The organism is Sphingorhabdus sp. 109 (assembly GCF_902506555.1).
In the GTDB taxonomy this organism is placed as follows: domain Bacteria; phylum Pseudomonadota; class Alphaproteobacteria; order Sphingomonadales; family Sphingomonadaceae; genus Parasphingorhabdus.
Genome location: NZ_LR732707.1, coordinates 2,459,036 through 2,474,239, shown reverse-complemented (window position 1 = coordinate 2,474,239; position 15,204 = coordinate 2,459,036). Strand labels below are relative to the sequence as shown.

The 15,204-nt window shown below is 57.3% G+C and carries 10 protein-coding genes; 4 read left to right on the top strand and 6 right to left on the bottom strand.

The genetic code is table 11. The features are described 5' to 3' along the window. Nucleotides 1–117: 117 nt before the first annotated feature. Together BOSE62_RS11630 and BOSE62_RS11625 are read left to right on the top strand one after the other, a co-directional pair. Nucleotides 118–1,050 carry a polysaccharide deacetylase family protein gene (locus tag BOSE62_RS11630; RefSeq protein WP_159646366.1) on the top strand — a complete coding sequence of 311 codons (933 nt, stop codon included), beginning with the start codon at nucleotides 118–120 and terminating at the stop codon, nucleotides 1,048–1,050. Next, nucleotides 1,050–2,564, top strand: coding sequence for an aldehyde dehydrogenase family protein (locus tag BOSE62_RS11625; RefSeq protein ID WP_159646363.1), 1,515 nt, complete (start codon nucleotides 1,050–1,052; stop codon nucleotides 2,562–2,564). Before BOSE62_RS11630 ends, BOSE62_RS11625 begins: the two co-directional genes overlap by 1 nt. Before the next feature lie 225 nt (nucleotides 2,565–2,789). Here the strand turns inward: BOSE62_RS11625 and BOSE62_RS11620 are convergent, their stop codons facing one another. The 5 genes from BOSE62_RS11620 to BOSE62_RS11600 form a co-directional block, all read right to left on the bottom strand. Beyond that, nucleotides 2,790–4,001 carry a CaiB/BaiF CoA transferase family protein gene (locus BOSE62_RS11620; RefSeq protein WP_159646360.1) on the bottom strand — a complete coding sequence of 404 codons (1,212 nt, stop codon included), beginning with the start codon at nucleotides 3,999–4,001 and terminating at the stop codon, nucleotides 2,790–2,792. Beyond that, entirely contained in the window at nucleotides 3,998–5,872 is a 1,875-nt protein-coding gene (locus BOSE62_RS11615; RefSeq protein ID WP_159646358.1) for a hydantoinase B/oxoprolinase family protein, read from the bottom strand. The genes BOSE62_RS11620 and BOSE62_RS11615 overlap by 4 nt, the downstream gene beginning before the upstream one ends. A gap of 1 nt (nucleotide 5,873) precedes the next feature. Beyond that, nucleotides 5,874–7,931, bottom strand: a complete 2,058-nt coding sequence (locus tag BOSE62_RS11610) for a hydantoinase/oxoprolinase family protein (RefSeq protein ID WP_159646355.1) — start codon at nucleotides 7,929–7,931, stop codon at nucleotides 5,874–5,876. A gap of 13 nt (nucleotides 7,932–7,944) precedes the next feature. Beyond that, nucleotides 7,945–8,871: a hydroxymethylglutaryl-CoA lyase gene (locus tag BOSE62_RS11605; protein WP_159646352.1), complete on the bottom strand. Its 927-nt coding sequence runs from the start codon at nucleotides 8,869–8,871 to the stop codon at nucleotides 7,945–7,947. A 142-nt stretch (nucleotides 8,872–9,013) separates the two neighbouring features. Next, complete coding sequence (locus BOSE62_RS11600) at nucleotides 9,014–10,684, bottom strand: alkaline phosphatase D family protein (protein WP_159646349.1); 1,671 nt, start codon at nucleotides 10,682–10,684, stop codon at nucleotides 9,014–9,016. 165 nt (nucleotides 10,685–10,849) lie between these two features. Here BOSE62_RS11600 and BOSE62_RS11595 point away from each other — a divergent pair, with 165 nt between their 5' ends. Both BOSE62_RS11595 and BOSE62_RS11590 read left to right on the top strand, forming a co-directional pair. Further along, nucleotides 10,850–13,639 carry a TonB-dependent receptor gene (locus BOSE62_RS11595; protein ID WP_159646346.1) on the top strand — a complete coding sequence of 930 codons (2,790 nt, stop codon included), beginning with the start codon at nucleotides 10,850–10,852 and terminating at the stop codon, nucleotides 13,637–13,639. A gap of 124 nt (nucleotides 13,640–13,763) precedes the next feature. Further along, nucleotides 13,764–14,606 carry a hypothetical protein gene (locus tag BOSE62_RS11590; RefSeq protein WP_159646343.1) on the top strand — a complete coding sequence of 281 codons (843 nt, stop codon included), beginning with the start codon at nucleotides 13,764–13,766 and terminating at the stop codon, nucleotides 14,604–14,606. Nucleotides 14,607–14,747: 141 nt separating this feature from the next. On the opposite strand, the gene BOSE62_RS11585 is transcribed toward BOSE62_RS11590, so the two are convergent. Continuing rightward, the gene (locus BOSE62_RS11585; protein WP_159646340.1) at nucleotides 14,748–15,203 is read right to left on the bottom strand and encodes a (2Fe-2S)-binding protein; all 456 of its coding nucleotides are present in this window, start codon (nucleotides 15,201–15,203) and stop codon (nucleotides 14,748–14,750) included. Nucleotide 15,204: the final 1 nt, after the last annotated feature.

Genomic DNA, 15,204 nt, shown 5'->3' with positions numbered 1-15,204 from the left:
TCGATTAGCAGCCGGTTCTTGGGTACGCTCGATCCGCGTTCACGTTCACAAACGGTTTATTCGATCGGGCGTTGGTGGCACTAAGCTGGGAACGTCAATATCAAGGAGCACAACCCGATGTTTGAATATGATTATGTGCCGATGCCGCAGCGCGGCCAACTGAAGTGGCCCAATGGTGCAAAGGTCGCATTGATCCTGACGTTCAATCTGGAAACCTGGGATCTGACGAAAGACACGGATCTCCCATATTATGCCGGTGGTCCGGCGTTGCTACCCAATGCCCTGGCAGGTCGCATCCCCGACTATCCGAACTATAGCTGGCGCGAATATGGTCAGCGAGTGGGCATCTGGCGTATGTTCGACCTGTTTGATGAGCTGGGCGTCAAGGCAAGCTGCACCACCAACGCTGTGACGTTCGAACGACGCAAGGCGATGACCGATGCATGTCTGGAACGTGGCTGGGAATTGATCGCACATAATTATGAGCAGGGCGAGTTGCTGACCGACTTTCACGACGACCCCGCCGCCGAGCGCGAGATTATCCAGCGCTCCATCGAGATTTACGAGAAACATGTTGGCAAGCGACCGGTCGGCTGGTTGTCATCCTCTCTGCGCGGGACGCTGAACACGCCGTCGATTCTCGCGGAAGAGGGGTTCAAATTCTACTGCGACATTATGAACGACGATCAACCTTATATGATACGGACCGACCAGGGACCGATCGTTGCCACCCCTTATTCCAACGTGATCAACGACTTTACCATATTGACGCGGAACATGCGGACCACCGACGAATATCGCGACCTCCTGATCGAGGAACTGTCGGTCTTGCATCGGGAAGGGGAACAGCAGGCCCGGATCATGAATGTCGGCTTCCATCCCCATGTTACCGGTCGTGCCCATACGATTCGTGCGGTGCGGGAGTTTATCGAATTCGCCAAGGAGCTCGATGGCATCTGGTGGGCAACACGCGAAGAAATCGCTGACTATTATGTCGAACATCAGGGGGATCATATCCCGGGTCAATTGACCGGCGGAGGATTGAAATAATGGCCGAGATAGATATTGGCGCTCCCGCGCTATCCTCAGCTGCGCAGGCCTTTGTTGATCGTGGAAAATATCAGCTTTTCCTCGATGGACAATGGGTTGATGCGCAATCGTCCGGAACATTCGATACTCGTGATCCGGCTACCGGTGCGGTGATCGGTCAGATCGCCCGGGCGGCGGCCGAAGATGTCGACCTGGCCGTTTCCGCAGCGCGAAGGGCTTTTGACAGCGGTCCCTGGCGGACAATGACGCCAATGGAGCGATCCGGGATCTTGAACAAGATCGCGGATCTTATGGAATCCAATATAGACGAGCTGGCGGAACTGGAGACCCTCGACCAGGGAAAACCATTATATGTCGGGCGCTGGGCCGAAATTCCCGGTGCCATTGCGCAATTCAGATATTTTGCCGGTCTTGCGCTGGCGATTGAAGGAAGGACCATTCCGACTTCGATCAATTATCAGCCTGAAGGCAAAGAGATATTTGCTTATACCTTGAAAGAACCTGTGGGCGTGGTCGGCGCAATTGTCCCTTGGAACAGTCCACTAGTATTGACGGTGATGAAACTGGCGCCGGCCTTGGCGGCAGGCTGCACAATCGTGCTGAAGCCGGCAGAAGACACGTCCCTGACCGCTGTCCGATTGTGCGAATTGATAGCGGAAGCGGGATTGCCGGACGGCGTGATCAATCTGGTGACCGGACTGGGTAGTGAAGCAGGTGCCCGCTTGGCCGAGCATCCACAAGTTAACAAAATCGCATTTACCGGTTCGACAAACACCGGGCGGGCCATATTGGAAGCCTCGAAAGGCAATCTCAAACGGGTTACCTTGGAACTGGGTGGAAAATCTCCGGTCATTGTTATGGCGGACGCAGATATTGCAGCGGCGGCTGCCGGCTCTGCCAATGCGATCTTTTTCAATGGCGGACAGGTCTGTGTTGCCGGGTCGCGCCTTTATGCGCACAGGTCGGTTTTTGACAAGGTCATCGAGGGCATTGTCGATACTGCCGGCAAAATGGCGATGGGACATGGCCTCAATCCGGCCACACAGCTAGGCCCCTTGGTGTCGAGAAAACATGCGGCGACCGTGGCCGGCTATATCGAAGATGGCATCAAGGCTGGAGCGACCAGATTATGCGGCGGCGAAACTCTGGGCCCGAATCAAAGCTTTGTGCAGCCAACGGTTCTTACCGATGTCAAGGCCGACATGAATGTGGTGTGCGAGGAAATATTCGGTCCGGTTCTGGTCGCGTCGCCTTTTGACGACGTCGATGAAGTGCTGGCCGCTGCCAATGACAGCAGCTTCGGGCTGGCTGCCGGCATCTGGACCGAGGGCTTGTCCAATGCGACGCGGCTCGCCAATCGCCTGCAGGCCGGTACTGTCTGGATCAACAGCCATTTGATGTTCGATGCTGCGCTGCCTATCGGCGGTACCAAACAATCCGGTTTCGGCCGTGATAGCGGCCAGGCGGCGCTCGCAAATTATCTCGAACTGAAAACCGTTTGCGCGGTGGTATGACCAGATAGCGGCGGGACGTGGTTAGAAATAGTCCAGAACAGAACCATGTCGGCTCGTAGGTAATTCACCGTCGGGTCAGTCTGGCTATCCGGATTGGCTGGCGGACTGCGAACTCATCAATTGCATTCGAGTTAAAGCGAAAGCGCCCCGGATCATGGCTTTTTGAAGCTGGCGGGTAATGCGCGCCTGCGCGACATTTACCCGCCCCTTGGTTGCTGTCCGTCGCTAGATTACGCCTTGCGCCGCCAACCGGTCCAGCTCCTGCTCGTCGATGTCCGGCAACTGGCCGTAGATTTCCGCATTATGCTGCCCGATGCGATCGGGAGCCGGGGTGCGTACCGCGCTTGGGGTGCCTGATAATTTGGGAAAAGCATTCTGCATTTTCAGTGGGCCCCAGCGAGGCGTTTCCAGTTCGATAATCGCTTCCCGTGCGGCGAAATGGGGGTCGTCCATCATTTCCGGTGCGCGATACATTTTCCCCGCGGGAATGGAATGTTCGATCATCAGGGCTTCCAGTTCGTCAACTGTGAGCGTTCGGGTCCATGCTTCGATGAGTTCGTCCAGCTCGATCTGATTGGTGCCACGCGCCACATGGTTGACATATCGTGGATCTGACGCCAGTTCGGGCCGTTCCATGGCCTTGCAGAGCCTGGCAAATACCGCGTCCTGATTAGCGCCGATCAGATATTCCCCATCCGCGCATTTATAGACGTTTGACGGGGCTATGCCGGGCAATACCGAACCGGAGCGTTCACGGATATAGCCGGAATAGTCGTATTCGGGCACGACGCTTTCCATGACCTGCAGTACGGCCTCGTAAAGGGCGCTATCCACGACCTGGCCCTTGCCGGTGGTTTCGCGCGAATGCAGCGCTGCAAGCGCGCCCATGCAGCCGTAGCTGGCGGCCATCGTATCACCAATGGAGATGCCCATCCGGCTCGGCGCACGATCCGGATCGCCGACGATATAGCGCCATCCGCCCATGGCTTCGCCGATTCCGCCAAAGCCTGCGCGGGAGGAATAGGGCCCTGTCTGCCCATATCCGGAAACCCTTACAATGATCAGGCGCGGGTTAATTTCGTGCAGGACATCCGGACCCAGGCCCCATTTCTCCATGGTGCCCGGTTTGAAATTTTCGATCAGGATGTCAGCGGTGGCGGCAAGCTTGCGAACGAGTTCCTGTCCTTCCGGAACGCGAAGATTGGCTGACACCGCCTTTTTGTTTCGTGAGACTACTTCCCACCAGAGCTTGTCGTCACCGCGACCCCAGTTGCGCATGGGATCGCCGCCGCCCTTGCCGTCAACCACGGGTGGTTCGACCTTGATGACTTCCGCACCCATATCGCCCAACAGCTGGCCGCAAAACGGTCCGGCGATCAGTTGCCCCATTTCGATAACGCGGATATCTTTCAATGCGCCTGTGTTTTCCTCAGTCATTTCGCTTCTTTCATAGTCTGCCAGACTGGCTGGATCGGTGCCGGCAGTCCGGTTTCCTCTTCACAATTTGCCCGGAGTGTTTCGATATCCGGTCCGAAATCGAAGGTCGGAAGATCCGGACGTTCCGCCCTGATCGATGCGCGGAGTTTCTCGGTTGCATCTACATCGACGATACCCTGCTCGTCGACGACCACACCATATTCAAGCGCGCCGCTGACGGTCACCAGCCCCTGAACAATCTCCTTGCCGATCAGTTCCGGATCGCGTTCGAGGGGGTCGCCCCAGCCGCCTCCGCCCCAGGTGATGAAGTGCAGCTGGTCGTTTTCGTCTACGTGGAACTCCTCGACCTTGTTGCCGACAATTTCCCGGGTGCCGTCGGCCTTTTCCAATATCTTGCGGGCGCGTTTGCCCGGACGGCCGCCATTGACACCCCATGGCGGTACGAACCAGCGATCGTCATGGATCGATATCGTTCCCTCACTCAGGAAACGGTAGGTCATGTGGATACCGTTGCCGCCACGGTGCAAGCCCGCGCCGCCGCTATCGGCCGCCGTTTCATAGCGTTCGATCACAAGCGGGAAATAGCGTTCGAGAAACTCGTTCGGAACGTTGGTAAATCCGGGCCAGAGGGAGTGGCCATCGGGGCCGTCGCCCAGCGGTCTGCCGGGTATGCCGCCAAAGCCGATCTGGAAGAGCTGGAACCATTCTCCTTCCTTGTCATAGCCGGAATAAAAGAGATGGGGAGAAGAGCTGAATCCCGCTCCGTTCAGGAACTCCGGCGTCTTCTGGCCCAGGAGACCACCCAATATGTCAAAAATACGTCCCAGAGCATGCGTGCGCCCGGAGAGGGCCGCGGGGAATTTCGGTTTCAGCAATGAACCTTCGGGGATGCGGACTTCAATCAGGTCGTAGAATCCGTCATTGAACAGGATTTGCGGATCAAAGACCATGATCATGTAGATGCCGAAGAACATCTTGAACATATTTTCATTGAGCAAGAAGTTTATCGAGGCCTGGCTTTGCGGGTCTGTACCATCGAAATCGAGGATCACCTTTTCGCCGTCGCGCCACATCGTGCATTTGATCTTGTAGGGACCGTAGCCCATGCCGTCATCGCAGATATAATCTTCGAAGCTGACCTTCTCCTCGCCAATCGCCATTCCGATCAACTGTTTCATCGCGCGATGATTGCGGGCCAGCAGTTCTTGGGTGGCGCTGATGTAAATATCGTCGCCGAAACGTTCCGTCATCTCGATGACGCGCCGGGCTGCCACGCGGCAAGAGGCCACGATGGCGTTCAGATCCGCCTGGCACCAATCAGGCATGCGAGTCTGGTGCATGACCAGTTTCATCAGATCATCATTATACTCGCCTTTCCGCCAGATTTTGACGGGTGGGATACGGACGCCTTCTTCAAAAACAGACTTGGCGTTGATCGGCATGGAGCCGACGACCTTGCCGCCGATATCGGATTGATGTCCGAACATCGCGGTATAGGCGATCAGGCGACCTTCTTTGAAAACAGGAAGCAGCACCAGCCAGTCATTATTATGGCTGACCGCGCCTTCACAACTATAGGGGTCTGAAAGCAGAACCATGTCGCCGTCTTCCAGCGTGCCATCAAACTGCCGCAGGAAACCGTCGATAAAGCTGCCGAACTGGCCGACGATCATCTTGCCGTTATGGTCTGCGATCAGCGGGAACGCATCGCCCTGTTCCCGTATCCCCGGTGACATTGCCGTGCGCACCAGTGTTGCGTCCATCTCGATACGGGCGTTGCGCAGGGCATTCTCGATGATATCGAGGGTGACCGGATCGATATCTTTTTTGGCAAATGGGGTATTGTTTGTTTCAATGATCGTTGCAGGCATTTTATTCCCCTTCCGCCGGATTAATCAGAATATTCCCGACGGCGTCGACCGTTGCTACGCAATCGGATTCGATGAGCGTCGTGGAGTCCATTTCGACGACAATGGCAGGGCCGGGAATTATATCTCCCTGCGCCAGTTTGGAGCGGTCGTAGATCACACCATCCTGCTCCTTGCCATCCATCCACAATTTGTGATCGCGTATTTTCGCCGCAGACGGGTCGCCATTGCCTTTCGGTAGCGTGGAGGAAGGCAGATCGAGTGAACGGCCAAGCGCAACGGCACGCAAATTCACAATTTCGTGCGGCGAATCCATGTTGAACGTGAAAAGGCGGTTATGCTCCTCGTCAAAGCGATCCAATATGCCCTGTATCCCACCCTGTTCGAGCATTTCGGGCGTTATGGTCAAGGATACTTCGAACGCTTGTCCGGCATAGCGGACATCAATCTCGAATTCGCTGCTGATATCGGCGTCGTCCACTCCGTCACTGAGCAGTTCGGCGCGGGTTTGCGTCGCCATTTCCGACAGCAGGTCAATGAGTTCGCTGGTTTCGGTTTCAGACGCAAATTTTGAAAATGATCGCGCGGTTTCCGTCCGCATCCGGGTCGTGGCATCGCCGAGAGCGCACAATACGCCGGGCGACATCGGAGACACTGCGGGCCAGCTGCCAGTCAGCTTTGCAACGGCATTGACGTGCAATGGTCCTGCGCCGCCAAAGCCCATGAGCGCGAAATGCCGTGGATCATATCCTTGCTGGACCGAGATCATGCGCAACGCGCCGAACATATTTTCATTCACGATATCGATGATGCCGCGGGCCGCTTCCATCAACCCGATGCCCAGAGCATCGGCAATTTTCTGTACCGATTTGGTCGCGCCTTCGCGATCAAGCTTGAAGCTGCCGCCGAGCAGATTTTCCGGAAGATATCCCAATACCACATTGGCATCCGTCACGGTCGGTTCTTCACCGCCTTTGCCGTAAGCCACGGGGCCAGGTACCGCTCCGGCCGACTGTGGCCCGACCCGGAGCGCCTTGGTCAGTTCCGGCACATAGGCAATGGAGCCACCGCCGGCCCCGACGGTTTTTACATCGAGGGAGGATGCCCGTACGGACAAATGGCCGACATCGGTGGTTCGCACCCGCCGCGGTTCGAGATTCTCGATCAGCGCGACGTCGGTTGATGTGCCTCCGACATCAAGCGTCAGAATATTCTGCAGCCCGGCATTGCGGCCCACCCAGATCGCTCCGGTGACGCCGCCTGCGGGTCCGGACATCAGAATGTCGACGGGATGTTCCTCGGCCTTCTGGGATGACATCAAACCGCCGTCGGATCGCAACAAGGACAGATTTCCGTCCAGACCTTGGTCTGCGAGCTTGGTACGCAAACTCGAGATATAGCGGCTGACGACGGGCCTTACCGCCGCGTTGGCAACGGTCGTCAAGGTGCGTTCATATTCCTGCATTTCAGGCAGGACTTCGTGGCTGAGCGACACCGGAATGCCGGGCAGGAAATCCTGCACCATTTCTCCGATCCGCTTTTCGTGCAAGCCATTGGTATAGGCATTGACCAGCGACACCGTAACCGCTTCGACGCCTTGTTGCTTGAGCGTCGTGAGCGCGCTTGTGATGCTTGTCTCGCTGAGCGGCCGCAGCTCCTGACCGCGAGCGTCCATGCGGCCATCGACCGTGACCGTGTTTTCGAGTGCGGCCAGCGGTTGCGGCTTGGGCCACACGATCCATGCGGCCAGGCCGCCCGGCACCAGACTGCGGGCAATTTGCATGATGTCGCGATAGCCCTCTGAGGTGATCAGCCCGACTTTCGCGCCCTTGCCTTCAAGAACGGCATTGGTGGCGACCGTGGTGCCATGCAGGAAATATTCAATTTCCCGGGCATCGACTTCCGCCTTTGCACATATCGCGGTCACGCCGGTCAGAATACCTTCGGAACTGTCGTGCGGAGTGGACGGCGTTTTATGCCGCCAGAAAGCGCCACTTTCGACATCAAACAACAATAGATCGGTAAATGTTCCGCCTACATCAACGCCCAAACGATAACCCATATACTATCCTTTATTATGCTTGCTGTGGAAAGGCGGGTGCGATTGCCACCAACCCAGGCAGTTTCTTGTTCATGACCCCGGATAACCAGCTGTTCGCAGCGATTAACGCGTCGAGGTTCATTCCTGTTGAAATTCCGGCACGCTCCAGCATGTAGATGACGTCTTCGCTGGAAACATTGCCCGCTGATCCCTTCGCAAAGGGGCAGCCGCCAAGGCCACCCAGCGCAGTGTCCACCGTTTGTGCGCCTGCCCGGACTGCCGCCCAGACATTGGCGAGGCCGGTACCGCGCGTATTATGGAAATGCACTCGCACCGGAAGCGGGTCTATCGCGTCGCGCACCCGCTTGACCAATTGCTCGACATGGGCCGGATTGGCAACGCCGATGGTGTCCGCCAGTGCAATTTCTACCGGTCCGGCTGCGGCAATAGATTTGGCCATCGCCACGACACGATCCTGTTCAACTTCGCCTTCAAACGGACAGCCGAACGAGGCACCAATGGTGCACTGGGCGCTCAGCCCCCGGGATTGTGCATAGGTGATTATGGCTTTGGCCGATTCGACCGAACCGTCGCTGGTCTGTCCCTGGTTGGCCATCGCAAATTGGTCGGTGGAGACGGCAACCGCGCCCAGTTGCAGATTGCGTCCGGTCTCCGCGGCCCGTTCGGCACCGCGCAAATTCATGACCAGACCGATATAGGTGACATCATCCCGGCCGGGCAGAGCGGCGCATACCTCGTCTGCGTCAGCCATTTGCGGTACGCGTCTGGGATTGACAAAGCTTGCCACCTCGATACGCCGACTGCCGGCATCGATCGATTTTTCAATCAGCCGAACCTTGTCCGCAGTACTGACGATAGCCTGCTCGTTCTGCAGACCATCGCGCGGCCCGACTTCAACGATCTCGACGGCATGGTGATTTGGAGAGATGTTTGTACTCATGGCCAACGACTGAAACATCTCGACTGATCCAAGAACGCTATTGAGTCAATCTGCTCACTGTGCGGACAGTGGCCGGGCAATCATATCTGGGGTTCCTATTGCGCCGTCCCTCCGCCGGGGGCGGCCTCGGTTTCGAATTGAATCATTCGCTAAACGAAAGCCTGCGGCTTCCCCGGGTAACCTGCATGCGATGGGTGGCGCTGACCTCTGCCGTGCGGGCAAAGCGCGAGGGGATGAAGAGCCATTCATTGACAATCCTTTCCGCCTCTATGTCCAGCACCATATAGCCCCGCTGGCTGGTATCACACCAGACAAGATCAGGATTGGCGTCGACAAAGCGCTTGGCTATGGTAGCCGGATCGCCATGATAGCGCTTGTCCATGCCAAGCGATGATACACCCTGTACCGCCAGTTCGACACCGACCGGCTGATCGTTATGGTCGAGGTTAAACGCCCAGGCATTATGGCTGTCGCCGCTCAGTACGACGAGATCGGCTTCGGCATTTTGTGACGCTTGCAGCAAGCGGCGCCGAGCCGCGGGATAGCCTTCCCAACGATCCATATGGATCGGTACCCCGATGGCCGCGAGGCGCGCCGCCCGCTCCATCTCTGCAAGCTTCCGGTTGCTCGGCCTGTCCCCGGGGCCAAAGAAGGCTTCAAAATCTTCCGGCATCCGGGATCGTCCCATGATTACCTGCTGGGCCAGTATTTGCCATTTTGTCCCCGATGCAGTGGAGGTAGCGAGCGATTCGGCGAGCCACTGTTCCTGTCCGGCCCCCATCATGGAGCGAGTCGGATCGTTGAGCGGCCCATCGCGGAAACTCATTGCCGCGGCAGCGATATCTTCACCATGGTCATTGATGGCCTCTTTCAAATCCAGCTGCTCCGTGCGTCCGGTTAGCCGGGTTTCCAGGCGAAAGAGCGTCGCCAGATCGCCTAGCTGATATTCGGAATATGGCTTTTCCCGCATTGGCAGCCACTCGTAGAAGGCCTGCACACCCGCTGCCATCCTGTCCGTCCAGCGCCCTTCGCTGGCGGGATCATGATTGGCCGCTCCGTTTGTCCAGCTGTTATTCACGGTTTCATGGTCGTCCCACATGACAATAGCCGGAAAACGCCGGTGCAACTCCTGCAAAGCCGGGTCGGCACGATAGCTGGCATAGCGCTTGCGGTAATCGGAAAGGCTAACCACCTCGTGCGGGGGCTCGATTCCGCGCAGCTCAGCCATCCCCTCGAGCGCATCGGAACGGCTGAGCTTGGATTCATAGATATAGTCGCCGAGGTGTACCAGCAGGTCGAGATCATCGCGGGCCGCAGCATGGGCATAGGCGTTGAACCAGCCCGATGTTGCGTTGGCGCAGGAAAAGACACCGATCCGGAACCGCTCCAGTCGACCTTCCGGCAAGGTGCGGGTGCGGCCCGTGGGTGACACGTCGCCATTGGCGGCCCGGAACCGGTAGTAATAATATGTCCCAGGCTTCAGCTTCTCCGGCCGGGTATGAACGCAAAAATCCCGGTCCGGCGATGACAGGGCGGACGAGCGGAAAACAATCCGTTCGAACTGCTCGTCTTCAGCGACCTCGACTTGCAGCCAGACCGCTGCAGCGTCAGGCGATACATAGCGGGTCCACAAGGTAACACTTCGCTGTTCCGGATCGCCACTGGCGACCGAGTGGGTGAATGTCGCCCGGGGGGCTGCATCTAGCGAACCGGACATCAACAGGGTGGGGCCGATAGCAGAGGCCCGGAGGAGCGAACGCCGTGACAGCGGTGGAAATGTCGGGGATGGCGGCGCGCATTTTTTCTCGGTCATGGTGGCGGGCTAACGTCTTGTCGTGACACATTAATTAAACGACCCGAACTATTAAAAACCGACCAATAACTTTCACATTTACTACATGTTGCAGCAATCAGGCCGTCATGCACGACCGCTAGCTGACGCCCCGTAAATGGTTCACTCAAAATTGGGGATAATAAAATGGGTCGTGAATTTCTTAACCGTAAAGGCAGCCGCACGCGCTGGCTTCGTGCCGCCATTCTGGCTTCTGTGGTCATGCCCGGTACGGCAATTGCCGGCGATGTTGTCGGGACGATCAGTAGCGCATCGCTGGATCGACCAGCGCGCGGAGTGACCGTGATGGTTGAGGAAACCGGCCAGTCGGTCGGCACCGATCAAAATGGCCGCTATGCGATGCTCGGCCTCGAGGCTGGCACCTATACGCTGGTCATTCTGCAGCCGGGCTACACTGAGCAGAGGATGGAAGTCACGGTGCCGCAGCAAGGTTCGGTAACCGCGGATGCCAGCATCGAACTAGCGGGCAATGCCGCGGACGGTGCGATCGTTGTAACCGGTGCCCGCACGTCGCGTCTGCTGGCGATCGAACGCAAGCGTTCGCTGCCGGTCATTTCCGACATCGTCTCATCCGACGGCATCGGCAAGCTGCCCGACTATAATACTGCGGAAGCCCTGCAGCGGCTGCCGGGTATCTCAGTCGAGATCGATCAGGGCGAACCGCGCTATGTTGTCATTCGCGGTGTCGACCCCAATCTCAATCAGGTGACCATAGACGGCAATATTGTCGGCATTCCGGAGGCCGAGGGCCGGCGCGTGGCTCTTGATACCATCCCTTCGGACCTGGTCGCCGCCATCGAGGTCGTGAAAACCGTAACCCCCGATTATGACGCCAATGCCATCGGCGGTTCGATCAATATCGTCACGCCGACGGCATTCGACCAGAACAAGCCGTTCACCTATATTTCCGGCCGCGGTATCTACAGCGGGGCTTCGGACAAGCTGGGCTTCGCCGGCAGCGCGATGCACGGCCAAAGGATCGGACCGGACGAGAGCTTCGGCATCGTCGCCGGCATCAGCTATTCCAAACGGTTCATCGACAGCCAGCTGGTCGATCCGCTAGGCTGGACCGAAGTTGCGGACGGATTTTTTGCCCCTACTGGCATGCGCTATTTTGATTATTCGATCATGCGGGAACGCATTGGCGCTATCCTGAACCTGGACTGGCGGCCCAGCGATAATGTCCACCTCTATGTTCGCAATATCTACAATGAATTTACCGACGTGGAAGGACGCGACCAGTTTGATTATGACATGGCGCGCGGCGACATCACATTTCCGGCCCCCAACCAGGTCACCTATTCATCGGGCCGGGCAACCCGTGAGTTTCGCCAGAACGAACAGACCCAGAAGCTGTACAATATCTCGCCGGGTGCGGACTTCAGCTTCGGCAATGTCGATCTTGCCCTGAACTATACCTATGCGCACGCGCAGGAACATACACCGGTGCGCGACGATATCGAATATCGCTCGGGGAGCGTCGCGGTCTCGACCATTCTTGTCGAAGGCGAAATGCCCACGTTCGTTGATGTCGATGAAGTCCTGTTCGATCCGGCATCCTTTCCGCTGCGCCGCATTCGTCTGCGGCGGGAGACGATTGATGAGGATCTTCATGCGATCAAGGCCGACGTAAAAATCAGCTTTGCCGACGTTAGCGACAGTTTCGTCAAATTTGGCGCGAAATATACCGACCGGACCAAGGACCGCGACAATTATCAGGAGCTTTGGGAACCGGTCACCGACGTTACCTTTGCCGATAGCGGAACAGCGCTTGCAGAAATCGCCAATTTTTATGACGGCGATTACCGCTTCGGACCGGCGATGGATTATGCCGCCACGCTCGATTATTTTTTCGGCCAGAACCCGGGATTGCTCGTCCTAGACGAGGAAACAACCGGCTTCAATGACAGCGCCTCCGACTATCGCGTCAGCGAAAAAATATATGCCGGCTATGTCATGGCCAGTCTGGAGCTGGGCGATCTGACCGCCATTGGCGGCGTGCGGATCGAGCGGACCGAAGGCACCTATGATGCCTTTGCCATCCGCGATACCGACGGCGACGGCTCGATAACGGTCTCGGATATCGCACCATTGAGTTTCGACCAGAACTATACCCATGTCCTGCCAAGCCTGTCGCTCAACTACCGCCCGCGGCCAGATGTAGCGATCCGGGCAGCGTGGACCAATACCATAGGCCGTCCCAATTATAGCGATGTCGTACCGACATTCGAGGAAGAGGATGGTGAAGGCGAGGCAGGGAATCCGGGTCTGGAACCCTATACCTCCATGGGACTTGATGTTTCGGCCGAATATTATCCGGATGCCGAGAGCATATTCTCGCTCGCCATGTTCTACAAAAATATCAAGAATCCGGTTTACACGCAGCGTCTGGTTGACACGAGCTTTGCGGGGATCGACCTGCTCGGCCTTTCGCAGCCGCAAAATGCCAGCGATGGAGAATTGTTCGGCATAGAAGCCAACGCGGTGAGAAGGTTGACATTCCTGCCCGCGCCGCTCGACGGTCTCGGCATCTCGGCCAACGTGACCTTTGTCGACAGCAATGTGAATGTACCGGACCGAGCCGATGACCTGCCTTTCTTCCGGCAGTCAAAATGGATTGCCGGTGGCGCGCTCTTCTACGAGAAGGGGCCGATCGAGGCGCGGGTGGCCTTGAGCTACCGCGATGCCTATCTCACTTCTGTCGGTTCCACGAGTGCGAGCGATGGCTATTCGGCCGGGCGGACCGTGCTGGATGCGCGTCTCTCTTACCGTCTCATGAAGGGCGTGGAGCTTTTCGGCTCTGTTTCCAATATCACCGAGGAACCTTCGATCGCCTATCAGGCGGTAAGCAGTCAGATATCGGCACGGGAAGCCTATGGCATCAATGTCGATTTCGGTTTCAGCGCCAGTTTCTGATCCTTCGGGACCATGCATGATATACAGGGCGAGCGGTCAAAAATGATCGCTCGCCTTTTCCCGGAGGACAACTCCGTTTCTCTAAGCAAAGGATGATGGTGTGATCAAGGCCTGGCAATTCTCAATGCTGTTTGTCTTATTGTCTGTTCCCGTCGATGCTACTCCGCCCATGGCCAGCGAGCCGGTGCTGCGCCAGCATGAGGGTGATACTGTTCCCGTCCCGCTGATGCTCGATGCGAAGACGCTGGCGGTCTATGAAGCCCCTGAAGCCGACCAGGGGGCGGCTGCAGATGCGGAGCATTTTTACGCCATCGACAACAGCATGATCGGCAAATATCGGTTGGCCGATGGGGCGGCTGTCGCCCGGTGGAGCGATCTGCCTACGCCCGCCATCGAACATCTCAACAGTTGCTATGTCGATGCGGCGCTTCTCTGGTGTGCCAATTCCAACTATCCCGCCGTCCCGATGGGCTCGTCCATCGAAATTTTTGATACCAAAACCATGGAGCACCGCACTACCCGCAGTCTCGGCATGATGGAGGAAGGTTCGCTGACCTGGTTTGCAGCGACCGATACCGGCTTTCTAGCGTCCTTTGCCCACTATGACCGGCGTGGAGTCCCCTATAAGGACCATCGCTACTCCAGCGTTGTGACCTTCGACAAGCAGTGGCGGCGCACGGGCGGCTGGCTGTTTCCTGAAGCGGTAACCGGTCGCATGGCACCCTATGCCGCATCCGGTGGCGCCATCGGTCCCGATGGCAGACTATATATATCCGGCCACGACCGGCCCGAAATCTATGTGCTGGAAGCACCCGCCCGCGGGCCATATCTGGCGCATATTGCGACCATCTCGCTCGAAATAGAGGGGCAGGCCTTTTCCTTTGCGCCAGACAACAGCCGGACAATCTATGCGGTTGATCGCAAACTGGGTCTGGTGAAAGCCATAGCGCTGCCAAAAATTCCATGATGTTGTGAATTCAACAATTCAAGGCGGCACCCGCCATTCGTGAGCCTGCGCGAGGTCACAAGCTCTGAACGAATGAATATTGAGGAAATGTGGAAATATGCGGCGCTGCCTTGAAGATACGCCCGGCAAAAAATAGGCCGATCAGAGCTTCCCTGCCGCTTGCTTGATCGCACGCCTGATGCTCATGTAGGTTGCGCAACGACAGATATTGCCGCTCATTGCCGCATCAATATCCCCGTCGGTGGGACTGGGCTTTTCGCTAAGCAATGCGGTGGCGGCGAGTATCTGGCCGGACTGGCAATAGCCGCATTGGGGCACATCATTCTCTACCCATGTATCACGGATCACATCGGCGGCGGCTCCCGACAATCCCTCGATCGTCGTGATCTTGGCCTTGTCGAGGCTGTCGTGAGGCGTGATACAGGCACGGGTTGGCGTGCCATCCACATGCACGGTGCAAGCGCCGCATTGCGCGATACCGCATCCGAATTTGGTGCCGGTCATTTTCAGATGGTCACGAAGTACCCAGAGCAGGGGCGTCCCCGCTGCCGCCTCGACTGTTTCGTCTTTGCCATTTATGTTCAGTGTCGTCGCCATG